Source organism: Rhodococcus sp. 105337 (genome assembly GCF_012844225.1).
Classification (GTDB): Bacteria; Actinomycetota; Actinomycetes; order Mycobacteriales; family Mycobacteriaceae; genus Rhodococcus.
The window spans coordinates 130,512-143,747 of sequence record NZ_JABAGQ010000002.1; the positions used below are offsets into that span (position 1 = coordinate 130,512).

Consider the following 13,236-nt stretch of genomic DNA (forward strand, 5'->3'; position numbering starts at 1 on the left):
GTCCCGGCCGTGGTTACTTGCGAGTAACCACGGGCGTTATCCTGGCTCGCATGCCCTATCTCGAACGCGACGGCGACGTCTTCGTACTGCACCTCGGCGACCGCGACGCGGAAGCGACGGACAACCGTTTCCACCCGGATCGGCTCGCGGCGATCGGCGCGCTGCTCGACGAGGTCGAAGCGCACGACGGCCCCGCGGCCCTCGTCACCGCAGCGACGGGCAAGTTCTGGAGCAACGGACTCGACACCGACTGGGTGTTCGCGAACCTGACGGAACTGCCCGGGTACCTCGATACCGTGCACGACCTCTACGTGCGGATACTGACCTTCCCCGCCGCCACGGTCGCTGCCGTGCAGGGCCACGCGTTCGGTGCCGGAGCCATGCTTGCGCTGGCCCATGATTTCCGTGTCATGCGAGCGGACCGGGGATTCTGGTGCCTGCCCGAGGTGCAGCTGAACATGCCGTTCACGGTGGGGATGTCGGCGCTCGTGCGGTCCCGGCTGCCGATCCAGACCGCGGTGGAGGCCATCACGACCGGTCGCCGTTACGGGGGCACCGACGCCGTGGCGTCCGGCATCGTCGAGCAGACCGTCGACGGTGACGCGGTACTCGCCGCGGCCGTCGAACGCGCCGCCGCGCTCACCGGCACCCGGGGCAAGAACCTCACGACCATCAAGCGTGGTCTGCACGCCCCTCTGATCGCTGCTCTCGAGATACGGACGGACGCGTCGAACTTCGTGCTCGGCTGACGCTGCCGCCCGATCCGTCGGGTCGGTCCGGCATGACAGACTGGACAGCGTGACGACACTTGCCGACAGCGCGATCGAGGCTGCTTCAGACACCTTGATCGCGCTGTCGCATTCGATTCACGCCGAACCGGAACTCGCCTTCGAGGAGTACCGCAGCGCCGCGAAGATCATCGACGTGCTGCGCGGCTGCGGTTTCGAGGTGCGCACCGGCATCGCCGACCTGCCGACCGCCTTCGATGCCCGGTTCGGCAGCGGTGACCTGGTGCTCGCGTTCTGCGCCGAGTACGACGCGCTGCCCGGCATCGGACACGCGTGCGGGCACAACATCATTGCTGCGGCCGCGGTCGGCGCGGGCATCGGTCTGGCCGCGCTCGCGGACGAACTCGGCGTCACCGTCCGCGTGATCGGTACGCCCGCCGAGGAAACCGGTGGCGGCAAGGTCCTCATGCTCGAACGCGGAGTATTCGACGACGTCGGCGCGGCGATGATGGTGCATCCCGGACCGATCGACATCACCGGTGCGACCTCGCTCGCACTCTCCGACATCGCCGTCGATTATCTGGGCCGCGAGGCCCACGCCTCCGCGGCCCCGGAACACGGGCGCAACGCCGCGGACGCCGCCACCGTCGCGCAGGTCGCCGTCGGCCTGCTGCGGCAGCACCTGCACCCGGGCCAGCAGATCCACGGCATCGTCGGCTACGGCGGCGCCGCCCCCAACATCGTGCCCGGCCACACCGAGCTTCTCTACTACCTGCGCGCGACCTCGGCCGAACTGCTCGACGACCTCGGCCGGCGTGCGGAGGGCTGTTTCGCAGCCGGCGCGATCGCGACGGGCTGCACACACCGGATCAGGACGGTGTCGCCGCCCTACACGGAGCTCACACCCGACCCGTGGCTGGTGCAGGCATATCGTGAGGAGATCATCGGGCTCGGCCGCGCGCCGTTGCCCGCCGAAGAGGAAGGATCGCGCCCGCTGGGCAGCACCGACATGGGAAACGTGACGAACGTGGTGCCAGGAATTCATCCGGTCATCGGATTGGACTCCGGTGGTGCCGTGACGCATCAGGAAGCGTTCGCCGCGGCATGCGTCACCGACTCGGCCGACCGCGCAGTTCTCGACGGCGCGCGCGCTCTCGCAGCGACCGCTGCGCGCGCTGCCGCCGATCCCGTCCAGCGCGCCCGGTTGCTCGAGGGAGTCGAGCGCCGATGAATCCGTACGTGGAGAAGTGGCTCGGCGCGCACACCGAAGATCTCAGTGCCTGGCGCCGGCACCTGCATGCCAATCCGGAACTCGCACGTCAGGAGTACGCCACCACGGAGTTCGTCGCGCGGCACCTGACCGCCGCGGGACTCGCTCCGAAGGTGCTGCCTCGCGGAACAGGCCTCATCTGCGACCTGGGCCCCACCGGCGGTCCGCGTATCGCGCTACGTGCCGACATGGACGCGCTGCCGCTCCAGGAGATGACCGGTCTGCCGTTTTCGTCGACTGTGCCGGGTGTCTCTCACGCCTGCGGCCACGACGCACACACCACGGTGCTGCTCGGTACGGGTCTCGCGCTCGCGTCGATGCCCGAGTTGCCGGTCGGTGTGCGGCTGGTGTTCCAGCCCGCCGAGGAAGTGATGCCGGGCGGCGCTCTCGACGTGGTCGCCGCCGGTGGCCTGGACGGGGTGTCGCGGATCTTCGCGCTGCACTGCGACCCGCGGCTCGAGGCGGGCAAGGTCGGGATGCGGACCGGCGCGATCACGTCCGCGGCAGATACCGTCGAACTGGTCCTGGACTCTCCGGGCGGTCACACCTCGCGCCCGCACCTCACCGGCGACCTCGTGTACGGGCTGGGTGCGGTGATCACCGGCTTGCCGGGACTGCTGAGCCGGCGCATCGACCCCCGCACCGGAACCGTCATGGTGTGGGGCGCTGTCAGTGCGGGCAAGGCGCCCAACGCTATTCCCCGCACCGGCATGCTCGCCGGCACCGTACGCACCGGTGACCACGCGACCTGGCAACTGCTCGAGCCGATGGTGCGGGAAATCGTGCACGGACTCCTGGCACCGACGGGTGTGCGGTATCAACTGAACTATCTGCGTGGCGTGCCACCTGTCGTCAACGACACGGAGTCGGCCCGCATGTTCGAGGACGCGATCCGTCCGGTCGGACCGGACGCGTTGTCCGACACTCCGCAATCCGGTGGCGGAGAAGACTTCTCGTGGTATCTCGAGCATGTGCCGGGCGCGATGGGCCGCCTCGGCGTGTGGTCGGGCAGCGGGCCGCAGCTCGACATCCACCAGCCGGGCTTCGATCTCGACGAGAGAGCCCTTGCCGTCGGTGTCCGGGTGATGACGAATCTGGCGCTGGGCGTCGGGTAGTTCGCCCGGGGGCCGGGTCTAGAAGCTGTCGGGACGCCCCGGGCCCACGTTGCGGCTGTTACGAGTGCGCAGATCCCGCACGTACTCGGCGGGCGCTCCGGCGATCTCGGCGGCGTCGGCCATCACACCCAGGTAGCGCGCGGACGGGAGACCGCCCTCGTAGCCGTCGACCACATACAGCCACGCCAGCACGGGTCCGTCGGCGGTGTCGACGCGCACGCGGATCTTGCGATGGAACCCGAGTTCGGCACCTTCCCAGCTGTCGAGGCTGCGCTCGTCGTCTTCGGTGACGTCGTAGAGGACGATGAAGACCTTCGCCGCCGGATCCTCGACCACTGTGGCGAGAGCGCCTTCCCAGCCGATATCGGCGCCCGCGAATGTCAGCCGCCACCCGTGCAGCCAGCCCGTCCCCGCCATCGGGGAGTGCGGGCAGCGCTTCAGCATCTGCTCGGGATGCATGTTGGACCCGTAGGCGGCGTAGATCGGCACGGCATAAGGCTAACGGGTCGCCGCCCGCCGCAAGATCAGGGGCGCTCGTCGCCTGTGTTGCCAGGTCCGTATGCGAGTGGGCATGCCCGTGGCATAGCGTTGTCGGGGACGCCCGCACACCCCCGCGTGCGTTGCGCTCGTCCCCCGGCACCCTTCGGAATCGATACAGAGGAGAACCATGACCCGGATTGTCATCATCGGCGGCGGCCCCGCGGGATACGAGGCCGCGCTGGTCGCATCACAATACGGCGCATCGGTGTCACTGATCGATTCGGACGGAATCGGCGGTGCGTGTGTCCTGTTCGACTGCGTCCCGTCCAAGACGTTCATCGCGTCCACCGGGGTACGTACGGACATGCGGCGTGCCGGGGACCTGGGCATCGAGCTCGAGGGCGCGACCGTCGCCCTGCCGCAGGTGCACTCCCGCGTCAAGAGTCTCGCCCGCGCGCAGTCGTCCGACATCCGCACCAAGCTCGAGGCGGCCGGGGTGAAGCTGTACTCCGGGCGCGGCGAACTCATCGACAGCCAGCCGGGTATGGCCGCGCACAAGGTCCGCGCCAACCTCCACACCGGCGAGGAGAAGGTGTTCGACGCCGACGTGGTCCTGATCGCCACCGGCGCGAGTCCCCGGATCCTGCCGGGTGCAGAGCCGGACGGCGAACGCATCCTCACGTGGCGCCAGCTGTACGACCTCGACACCCTGCCCGAGGAGCTGGTCGTCGTGGGTTCCGGTGTCACCGGCGCCGAGTTCGTATCCGCGTACACCGAGGTCGGGGTGCACGTCACCCTCGTCTCGAGCCGCGACCGCGTGTTGCCGCACGAGGACGAGGACGCAGCGCTCGTACTCGAAGACGTCCTGGCCGAGCGGGGCGTGACCCTCGTCAAGCACGCCCGTGCCGACGCCGTCGAGCGCACCGAGAACGGTGTCCGGGTGCTGCTCGCCGACGGCAGGATCGTCGAGGGCAGCCACGCGCTCATGACCGTCGGTTCCGTCCCGAACACGCAGGGACTCGGGCTCGACAAGGTCGGGCTCGAACTCGACCGTGGTGGATTCCTGCCCGTCGACCGGGTCTCGCGCACCGCGGTTCCCGGGATCTACGCCGCAGGTGACTGCTCGGGACTGCTGCCGCTGGCATCGGTCGCCGCCATGCAGGGCCGCATCGCGATGTACCACGCGCTCGGCGAGGGCGTGAGCCCGATCAAGCTCAAGACCGTTGCGGCGGCGGTGTTCACCCGTCCCGAGATCGCGGCGGTCGGCGTGAGCCAGGCCACCATCGACGCCGGTGAGGTTCCCGCCCGGACGGTCATGCTGCCGCTCAACACCAACCCCCGCGCCAAGATGTCGGGAGTGCGTCGCGGTTTCGTGAAGATCTTCTGCCGGCCCGCGACGGGCGTCGTGATCGGCGGCGTGGTCGTCGCACCCACCGCATCCGAGTTGATCCTGCCGATCGCACTCGCGGTGCAGAACAATCTCAGCGTGGCGGACCTGGCGCAGACGTTCGCGGTCTACCCGTCGCTCAGCGGCTCGGTGACCGAGGCAGCCCGCCAGCTGATGCGTCACGACGACCTGGACTGACCCCGCACGACGCTGCGAGACCGCGTGGCGCGCCGGGGCTTGACTCTCCCCTCAGGGGAGGAACGAGGGTGGGTGTATGACGATCAACAGCATCTTTCCCGTGGTCCCGGCCGCCGACGTGGCCCGCAGCCGCGACTTCTACACCGGACTGCTCGACCTCGCCGTCGTATTCGACAGCGGGTGGTACGTGCAGTTGCAAGCCCCCGGTAGCGAGTCCGTGCAACTGGGACTCGTCGAACGAGGACACCACACCGTCCCCGAGGGATTCCGGGCGGCGCCGGCGGGTGTGCTCGTGTCCGTCGAGGTCGAGGACGTCGACCGCGTGCACGCCGCGGCGATCGCTGCGGAACTTCCGATCGTGTTGTCGCTCCGGGACGAGGATTTCGGGCAGCGGCACTTCATGACGACCGACCCCGACGGGTTGCTCGTGGACGTGATCACCGTGATCCCGTACGCCGGCGACCTCGCCGAGAGCGCCGCGGTCTCCGGCGGGCCGCAATGACAGAGGCGCGCTGGATGAGCATCGGTGAGTTCGCGCGCGCCGCACGACTGACGGTGAAGGCACTGCGGTATTACGACCGCGAGGGGCTGCTCACCCCGGACCGCGTGGACCCCGGCACCGGCTACCGTTTCTACGCGCCGTCACAACTGGCGACGGCGCTGCGGATCGGATTGCTTCGCCGTGCGGATGTGTCGGTCGCGGCGATCCGGGTGTTCCTGAGCGATCCGGCGCAGGGGAGCGAGGTGCTCGCGGCCGAGCGTGCCCGCATCGAACGGGACGCGGCGCGCGCGGCCCGGTCGTTCGCTCTCGTCGATTCTCTGGGGAGCGCGGTGGACGCGGATCTTCCCGTTGCCGTTCACCACATCGACGCGGCAACGGTGTTGTGGAGAGAATCCTGTGCCGCGGCGGAGACGCTCGACGAGTCCGCCTCGGAGGCGATCGGCACCCTGCTCGCGCATGCCCGGCGGTATGGTCTGGACGAGTCGGCGTCAGTCGTCGGCCGATACCCCGCCGCGCTCGACGGCGAGGTCTCGTTCGGGGTGGGTCTGGAAATCGGCTGCGGCGCCCGGCTGGACCAGGCAGTCGAGGCGCAGACCGTCACTCTGCCCGGCGGGGTCTTTGCGGGCGTGGACTTCACGGGCGCGCCGGCGCTGTTACCGGTCGCCTATCACGTGTTGTTCGCGCGTCTCGCCGACGACGGTGTGCCCGTGGAAGGCCCTGTGCGTGAGTACTACCTCACCGACCCAGCGGTGGTCGGCGAAGACGAGATGCGCACGCGCGTCGTGCATCCCGTGCCCGAGGACTATCGACCGGGGTGAGCTCGGTCGTAGGTGCGTTCGGTCGCCTCGGTCCGAGACGCGATCGGACCGTCGGTGTCGTCGAACGTCCGGTCGATCTCCCTGGTGATGAGGCGGTTCGCGACGTCGGCCTCCATCGCGCCGACGAGTACCGATTGCGTGGCGCCGTTGCTGAGAGCAACCAACCGCATCGCTGCGGCGTGCGCGTGTTCTGCCGAGAGCCCGGCGCTTCCGAGGAGCCGCTCCGCCTCACGGACCGTTCCTCGTGAGGCGTCCGTGATGAAGCCCCGGATCCACGGATCGCTCACGGCCCGAGCCAGATACGCGTACCAGACCGAGGCGCCGATGAGGGACGGGCCGGTCGTCGGAACAGGTTGCGTCAGGAGGGTGTCGAGCGCTGCGCGAGGGTCGGTGTGCGAGTCGCCGTCACGGTAGGACTGCTCGGCGCCGGCGACGATTTCCTCCGCACCGCACCGGATCAAGTGTTCTTTCGACTCGAAGTAGTGCTGGATTCGGCCGATCGAGACGCCCGCCTCGGCTGCGACCGCCCGAAAGGTCACGCCGTCGATGCCTCGTTCGTGAATGACGGCCCACAGAGCCCACACGATTTCCCTGCGACGTCGAGCGTGATCGACAACCTTCGGCATACCGAGAACTTTACAATATGCGTATACTGTAAAAGTTCGAACCGTCGGCCTCGGGATACCTCATGAGCGAACGCACGAACAGAGCGGACGTCCGGCCGGATGCTCCAGGACGCGACCGCGGCCCTCACCGATGGCTGCGCCGCACCGGCATGGCGCTGACTGTCGTTCTGTCCGCAGTGGGTGTGGTGGGGATCGGGCAGTTCTTCTTCGGCGCTCCGGGCGTCGGCCACTTTCGTGACGCCGAGGGGCGCGAAATCTATGTCGAGACCTACGACCGGGCGATGTCTGCTCTTCCCCCGCCGACCGCGACCCACGACCTCGCGACCCGATTCGGATCGGTACGCGTGTACGAATGGTTCTCGGGCGGGGCGGATGGTGCAGTTCCGGTCGTCCTGATCCCAGGCATGTCTTCGGGTGTTCCGATGTGGGCGGAGAACCTCGGCACGTTCCTGCCTCACCGCCGTGTGCTCGCGTTCGACGCGCTCGGCGATGCCGGTTTGTCGATCCAGAGTGTTCCGCTGTCCTCGACCGAGCAGCAGGCACTGTGGATTTCCGAGGTGCTCGGCGAACTCGCACCCGAGGGCGCTCACGTAGTCGGTCATTCGTTCGGCGGCGCGAGCGCGGCGGCCTACGCTCACCGGTTCCCCGAGCGCGTCCGGTCGTTGACGCTTCTCGAGCCCGTGTTCACCTTTGCCTACCCCCCGGTGCGCATGCTCGCTTGGACGATGATCTCGACCGTCCCGTTCCTGCCCGAGAGCTGGCACAACACCGCACTCGGAAAGGTGGGAGGCGCCGAGTTCGACCCGAACGACGACATGTCAAAGATGATCGCCGCCGCTTCGGAACACTTCTCGGCGCAACTTCCGACCCCGTCACCTTTGAACGACGCCGCGCTGAATTCGCTGGTGATGCCCACGTACGTCGCTATCGCAGAACGAGATTCGCTCGCCGGAGGCAGGTCTGCCGCCGAGCGCGCCCGCCGTCTCCCCGATGCGACGGTCGATATCGTGCCCGACACCACGCATTCGCTTCCTATGCAAGCGAAAGACTTTCTGGCCGTGAAACTCCCCGAGTTCTGGCGCGACGCCGAGCGGGGTTGACCGCACGCGAGGACGTGGTGTGGTCAGGCCCAGTCGTAGGTGCGCTCGACCGCCTTGTTCCATCCTGCGAACAGACGTTCGCGCTCGTCGGCGCGCATGGTCGGCTCCCACGTCTTCTGGGCTTCCCAGTTGTGCCGGATGTCGTCCTCACCGTTCCAGTAGCCCACGGCCAGTCCCGCCGCGTATGCCGCACCGAGAGCGGTGGTTTCGGCGACCACCGGCCGCACGACCGGCACGCCGAGGATGTCGGCCTGGAACTGCATGAGCAGGTCGTTCACGACCATTCCGCCGTCGACCTTCAACGTGTGGAGTTCGACGCCCGAATCGGCGTGCATCGCCTCGATGACCTCCCGGGTCTGATACGCGGTGGCTTCGAGTGCCGCCCGCGCGAGGTGCCGTTTGTCGACGAACCTGGTCAGGCCCGTGATCACGCCGCGCGCGTCGGGGCGCCAACGCGGCGCGAACAAGCCCGAGAAGGCCGGCACGATGTACGCCCCGCCGTTGTCCGGCACGGATGCGGCGAGTTGCTCGACTTCGGCGGCGGACCGCAGAATCCCCAGGTTGTCGCGCAGCCATTGGACGAGCGACCCCGTGACGGCGACCGAGCCCTCGAGCGCGTAGACGGCGGGCCGGTCCCCGATGCGGTAACACACGGTGGTGAGCAGTCCGTGTTCGCTGCGGACCGGTGTCGTGCCCGTATTGAGGAGCAGGAAGTTCCCTGTGCCGTAGGTGTTCTTGGCTTCGCCGGGGGACAGGCAGGCCTGACCGAACGTCGCGGCCTGCTGGTCGCCGAGGATCCCGGCGATGGGGACGCCCGCGTAGGGTCCGCGTTCGCGGGCGTGCCCGTAGACCTCGGACGAACTCCGGATCTCGGGAAGCATCGAGACCGGTATCCCGAAATCCGCGCAGATCTCCGGATCCCACTGCAAAGTGTCCAGATTCATCAGCATCGTGCGGGAGGCGTTGGTGACGTCGGTGATGTGGACTCCCGGTCCGTGCCCGTCTTCACCGGCACCGCCCGTCAGTTTCCATACGATCCAGCTGTCGATGGTGCCGAACACCAGTTCCCCGGCGTTTGCCCTCTCCTGGGCACCCTCGACGTTGTCGAGTATCCAGCGCACTTTGGGGCCCGCGAAGTAGGTCGAGAGTGGAAGGCCCGTGACGTCGCGGTAGCGGTCCACGCCTGCGTCATCCGCGAGTTCTTCGACGAGCCGGTCGGTTCGCGTGTCCTGCCAGACGATCGCGTTGTAGACCGCCTTGCCTGTCGTGCGGTCCCAGACGACCGTCGTCTCGCGCTGATTCGTGATGCCGATCGCGGCGATGTCCTGCCTGCGCACGTCCGCCTTGGCCAGTGCCACGGCAGCCACTTCGCGTGTGTTGAGCCACAGCTCCTCGGGGTCGTGCTCCACCCAGCCGGCGCGCGGAAAGAACTGCCGGTGTTCCTTCTGCGCGACGGACACGATACGGCCGTCGTGGTCGAAGATGATGCACCGGCTCGAGGTGGTGCCCTGGTCGATCGCGGCGATGTACTGGTTCACGGATGATCCTCGATAGGGCGGACGGGATGGCTCAGGGCAGCATCTACTGCGCGCTGCGCGGTCGAAACTACTAGCCTTGTCGGGGATACGTCGGCGACTCACGGGAGCGGTGCGGTGAATCAACCAGGTGTGCAACCCCTCGGACCGCAACAGCGCGCCGACGCATGGCGGCAACTCGCCACCGAACAATTCGACGTCATCGTCATCGGCGGGGGTGTCGTCGGAGCCGGTGCGGCGCTCGACGCGGCGACACGAGGACTGCGGGTCGCGCTCGTGGAGGCCCGCGATTACGCATCGGGGACGTCGAGCCGGTCGTCGAAAATGTTCCACGGCGGCTTGCGATACCTGGAACAACTCGAGTTCGGTCTGGTGAGAGAAGCGCTGCGCGAACGTGAACTTGCGCTGACCACCCTCGCTCCGCACCTGGTCAAGCCGTTGAAGTTCCTTTTTCCGCTTACCCATCGGGTATGGGAACGTCCGTACATCGGTGCGGGGATCTTCCTGTACGACCGGATGGGTGGCGCGAAGTCGGTGCCGGCGCAGAAGCACCTGACGAGGGCGGGCGCGTTGCGCATGGTCCCCGGTCTCAAGCGCTCCTCGCTCACCGGCGGAATCTCGTATTACGACACCGTGGTCGACGATGCGCGCCACACCATGACGGTCGCGAGGACGGCCGCGCACTACGGGGCGGTTGTCCGGACGTCGACGCAGGTCGTCGGATTCCTGCGGGAGGCCGACGGAGTCGCGGGAGTCCGTGTGCGCGACACGGAGGACGGCTCCGTCATCGACGTGCGCGGAAGCGCGGTCATCAACGCGACGGGTGTGTGGACCGACGAGATCCAGGCTTTGTCCCGCCAGCGGGGCAGATTCCGGGTGCGGGCGTCGAAAGGCGTCCACATCGTCGTTCCGCGTGATCGCATCGTGAGCGACTCGGCGATCATCCTGCGCACCGAGAAGTCCGTGCTGTTCGTCATCCCGTGGGGCAATCACTGGATCATCGGCACCACCGACACCGACTGGAACCTCGATCTCGCCCACCCGGCGGCCACGAAAGCGGACATCGACTACATCCTCGACCACGTCAACCGCGTGCTCGTCGTGCCACTCACCCACGACGACATCGACGGGGTGTACGCCGGGCTACGGCCGCTGCTGGCGGGGGAGAGCGACGAGACCTCGAAACTGTCGCGCGAACACGCGGTCGCGCGGGTTGCACCCGGCCTCATCGCCATCGCGGGCGGCAAATACACCACCTACCGCGTGATGGCGGAGGACGCCGTCGATCTCGCCGCCGAGGACATCCCGACACGGATCGCCCCCTCCATCACGCACAAGGTGCCGCTCGTGGGCGCCGACGGGTACTTCGCGCTGGTCAACCAGACCATGTCCCTCGCCGAGGAATACGGGTTGCATCCCTATCGGGTCAAGCACCTCCTCGACCGGTACGGCTCGATGATCGACCAGGTCCTCGAGCACGCGAAAAACAGGCCCGAATTGCTCGAGCCGCTGACCGATGCGCCGCGTTACCTTCAGGTGGAAGCGGTGTACGCGGTCGCTGCGGAGGGCGCCCTGCATCTCGAGGACATCCTGGCGCGGCGCACCCGGATCGCGATCGAGTACTCCCACCGCGGGGTGCACTGCGCGGAGCAGGTGGCGCGGCTCGTCGCACCGCTCCTGGGGTGGGACGAGGAGACGGTCGATCGCGAGGTCGACATCTACCGGGCCCGGGTGGAAGCCGAAATCCTGTCGCAGACCCAGCCGGACGACGAGTCGGCCGATGCCCTGCGGGTGGCGGCCCCCGAAGCACGCGGGGAGATCCTGGAGCCGGTACCGATCACCAGGTGACGTGAGTAGGGGCCCGCCACGCCGGACGTCCGTGATCGTCAGTGCGTGAGTGCGATTTTGACGACCACGACCACCGACGCGAGCAGGGCCAATCCCACCGCCGCGAAGACGGTCGTGGTCCCGGCGGGGCGGCCCTGCAGGCGTTGGACGACGAACACCGTCGAACCGATGCGAATCAGAATCGCGACCTCGGCGAGCACTTGTGCCGTACGAGGTTCGAGCCATCCGAGCCACGCCGTGAGAAGAATGAGGCACGGCAGCGACGCGGACGACAGGATCGGGACCGAGTTGCGGAGTTCCACCCAGCGCTCGGCGCCGGTGAGTGGGCGCGCCGACCGCACGCTCTGCGAGACCGACTCCGCGAACACATGCGCCAGAAACGTCGAGAGCGCGGTGCCCAGCACGATCGCGATGCCGATGTACTGCCTGGTGGTCGTGATCGGAACCAGGGCTGCGAGGACGAGCACGTTGCCGTAGACGTACGCACTTATCCGGCTTGCCGCCGCATTGCGTGACAGCGGAACACGACGGGACGCAACCGACCGGCGTGGTGCGTCGCGAGCCGGGGTGGGGGACACCCCGTCAGCGTGTCACACCGGGCCGGTGCCGTGATGTGACTTTCGGGCTGTAATGCACCGGCGAGTCGCGGCGGTCCACGGGCGGCAGATTACGGCCCGGGGTGTGCAGCACCGGGGCGTCCCGGGCGATGCGGCCGGCGGCGCGATCCAGGCCCGCTCGGGCGCGCGGGTGATAGCGGAAGCGCTTCGGCACGACCTTGCCGCCCAGACCGATGGCGCGGCCCACGAAGGCGTGGATCTTCTCGTCGCGAGCACTCCAGCGATACCCGAGCAGGTCGCGCACCGGGGGGTCGTAGAGGCCGACGGTGAGCCAGGAGAACCCGGCGACGACCGGCGGACGCAGCGCTTTCCAGACCGGTTCGGGGAACCACCGCAGGAACGGCGGTCGATCGAGGTTCGACAGGTCGAGGACGTCGCGGGTCGCCTTGTTGTCTTCGAGCACGTTGCGGCACATGTGATCCCAGTACTCCAGAAACGCCTCCCACGACTCGGGGACCGAATGCATGGGCATGCCGTAGAGGCGATACCACTGCACGTGCTCGTCGAAGAGGCGATGCTTTTCTTCGAGGGTGAGCGGGCCGTCGAACCACTCGATCGACACCATGAGGCTGTAGAAGAACGTCGCGTGCGCCCAGTAGAACGTGCCCGGGTCCAGCGCGTTGTACTTGCGTCCCTTCTTGTCGACGCCCTTGATGGTGTTGTGGTACCCCCGCACCTGCGCGGCGGTCTCCGGTGCCCGCGGGCCGTCGAAGACGACTCCGTAGATCGGGTACAGCGACCGGTAGAGGCGCTCCCAGCGCTCGTCGAAGAACTCCGAGTGTTCCTCGACTCCGGCACCGAGGCCGGGATGCATGTTCTGCATGGACCCGGCCCACGGCCCGAACAGCATGCCGCGCCATCCGCCGAAGTACTTCCAGGTCAGCGAGTCGGGGCCGAGAGGCTCGGGCGGTGCCGCAGCCGGACGGGCCGTCGTCTCGTCCGGTGCCGGCTCGTCGACGCCCTGACCGCCGGGATACTGACTACGCATGTTGTCAGAGTAGGATCTGTCCGG

At 68.0% G+C, this 13,236-nt stretch carries 13 protein-coding genes; 8 read left to right on the forward strand and 5 right to left on the reverse strand.

All coding sequences use genetic code 11. The annotated features are described in order from the left end of the window. Positions 1–50 precede the first annotated feature (50 nt). From HF886_RS04315 to HF886_RS04325, 3 genes are read left to right on the forward strand one after another with little or no spacing between them, the layout of a single operon-like run. Complete coding sequence (locus HF886_RS04315; RefSeq protein ID WP_169619864.1) at positions 51–749, forward strand: enoyl-CoA hydratase/isomerase family protein; 699 nt, start codon at positions 51–53, stop codon at positions 747–749. A 49-nt stretch (positions 750–798) separates the two neighbouring features. Next, entirely contained in the window at positions 799–1,959 is a 1,161-nt protein-coding gene (locus HF886_RS04320) for a M20 family metallopeptidase (protein WP_169651660.1), read from the forward strand. Continuing rightward, a complete protein-coding gene (locus HF886_RS04325) occupies positions 1,956–3,113 on the forward strand; it encodes a M20 family metallopeptidase (RefSeq protein ID WP_169651661.1) in 1,158 nt (385 codons plus the stop codon). The genes HF886_RS04320 and HF886_RS04325 overlap by 4 nt, the downstream gene beginning before the upstream one ends. Before the next feature lie 18 nt (positions 3,114–3,131). Here HF886_RS04325 and HF886_RS04330 read toward each other — a convergent pair whose 3' ends face one another. Further along, positions 3,132–3,602, reverse strand: coding sequence for a gamma-glutamylcyclotransferase (locus HF886_RS04330; protein WP_169619861.1), 471 nt, complete (start codon positions 3,600–3,602; stop codon positions 3,132–3,134). 178 nt (positions 3,603–3,780) lie between these two features. Between HF886_RS04330 and HF886_RS04335 the strand changes: the two genes are divergently transcribed. The 3 genes from HF886_RS04335 to HF886_RS04345 all read left to right on the forward strand — a co-directional run bounded on the left by HF886_RS04335 (position 3,781) and on the right by HF886_RS04345 (position 6,498). Further along, positions 3,781–5,178, forward strand: a complete 1,398-nt coding sequence (locus tag HF886_RS04335; RefSeq protein ID WP_169619860.1) for an NAD(P)H-quinone dehydrogenase — start codon at positions 3,781–3,783, stop codon at positions 5,176–5,178. A 76-nt stretch (positions 5,179–5,254) separates the two neighbouring features. Further along, positions 5,255–5,680, forward strand: a complete 426-nt coding sequence (locus tag HF886_RS04340) for a VOC family protein (RefSeq protein ID WP_169619859.1) — start codon at positions 5,255–5,257, stop codon at positions 5,678–5,680. Positions 5,681–5,694: 14 nt separating this feature from the next. After that, complete coding sequence (locus HF886_RS04345) at positions 5,695–6,498, forward strand: MerR family transcriptional regulator (protein ID WP_240954888.1); 804 nt, start codon at positions 5,695–5,697, stop codon at positions 6,496–6,498. Here the strand turns inward: HF886_RS04345 and HF886_RS04350 are convergent. Continuing rightward, complete coding sequence (locus HF886_RS04350; RefSeq protein WP_169651663.1) at positions 6,483–7,124, reverse strand: TetR/AcrR family transcriptional regulator; 642 nt, start codon at positions 7,122–7,124, stop codon at positions 6,483–6,485. The two genes, HF886_RS04345 and HF886_RS04350, sit on opposite strands and share 16 nt — an antisense overlap. A 62-nt stretch (positions 7,125–7,186) precedes the next feature. Between HF886_RS04350 and HF886_RS04355 the strand changes: the two genes are divergently transcribed. After that, positions 7,187–8,224 (forward strand): alpha/beta hydrolase, encoded by a 1,038-nt coding sequence (locus HF886_RS04355; RefSeq protein ID WP_240954889.1) that lies wholly within the window; start codon positions 7,187–7,189, stop codon positions 8,222–8,224. A gap of 23 nt (positions 8,225–8,247) precedes the next feature. Here HF886_RS04355 and glpK read toward each other — a convergent pair whose 3' ends face one another. Next, the gene (glpK, locus tag HF886_RS04360; protein ID WP_169651664.1) at positions 8,248–9,762 is read right to left on the reverse strand and encodes a glycerol kinase GlpK; all 1,515 of its coding nucleotides are present in this window, start codon (positions 9,760–9,762) and stop codon (positions 8,248–8,250) included. A gap of 129 nt (positions 9,763–9,891) precedes the next feature. Here glpK and glpD point away from each other — a divergent pair, with 129 nt between their 5' ends. After that, on the forward strand, positions 9,892–11,607 hold the full coding sequence (gene glpD, locus HF886_RS04365) for a glycerol-3-phosphate dehydrogenase (protein ID WP_169620002.1): 1,716 nt from the start codon (positions 9,892–9,894) through the stop codon (positions 11,605–11,607). A 38-nt stretch (positions 11,608–11,645) separates the two neighbouring features. Here the strand turns inward: glpD and HF886_RS04370 are convergent, their stop codons facing one another. Both HF886_RS04370 and HF886_RS04375 read right to left on the reverse strand, forming a co-directional pair. After that, the gene (locus HF886_RS04370; protein WP_169651665.1) at positions 11,646–12,185 is read right to left on the reverse strand and encodes a hypothetical protein; all 540 of its coding nucleotides are present in this window, start codon (positions 12,183–12,185) and stop codon (positions 11,646–11,648) included. Positions 12,186–12,189: 4 nt separating this feature from the next. Next, a complete protein-coding gene (locus HF886_RS04375; protein ID WP_169651666.1) occupies positions 12,190–13,212 on the reverse strand; it encodes an oxygenase MpaB family protein in 1,023 nt (340 codons plus the stop codon). Positions 13,213–13,236: the final 24 nt, after the last annotated feature.

What these genes read in the sequence shown, in the direction of transcription:
- HF886_RS04315 (WP_169619864.1), top strand. Translation starts at nt 51, where the DNA reads ATGCCCTATCTCGAACGCGACGGCGACGTCTTCGTACTGCACCTCGGC.
- HF886_RS04325 (WP_169651661.1), top strand. Translation starts at nt 1,956, where the DNA reads ATGAATCCGTACGTGGAGAAGTGGCTCGGCGCGCACACCGAAGATCTC.
- HF886_RS04335 (WP_169619860.1), top strand. Translation starts at nt 3,781, where the DNA reads ATGACCCGGATTGTCATCATCGGCGGCGGCCCCGCGGGATACGAGGCC.
- HF886_RS04340 (WP_169619859.1), top strand. Translation starts at nt 5,255, where the DNA reads ATGACGATCAACAGCATCTTTCCCGTGGTCCCGGCCGCCGACGTGGCC.
- HF886_RS04345 (WP_240954888.1), top strand. Translation starts at nt 5,695, where the DNA reads ATGAGCATCGGTGAGTTCGCGCGCGCCGCACGACTGACGGTGAAGGCA.
- HF886_RS04350 (WP_169651663.1), bottom strand. Translation starts at nt 7,124, where the DNA reads ATGCCGAAGGTTGTCGATCACGCTCGACGTCGCAGGGAAATCGTGTGG.
- HF886_RS04355 (WP_240954889.1), top strand. Translation starts at nt 7,187, where the DNA reads ATGAGCGAACGCACGAACAGAGCGGACGTCCGGCCGGATGCTCCAGGA.
- HF886_RS04375 (WP_169651666.1), bottom strand. Translation starts at nt 13,212, where the DNA reads ATGCGTAGTCAGTATCCCGGCGGTCAGGGCGTCGACGAGCCGGCACCG.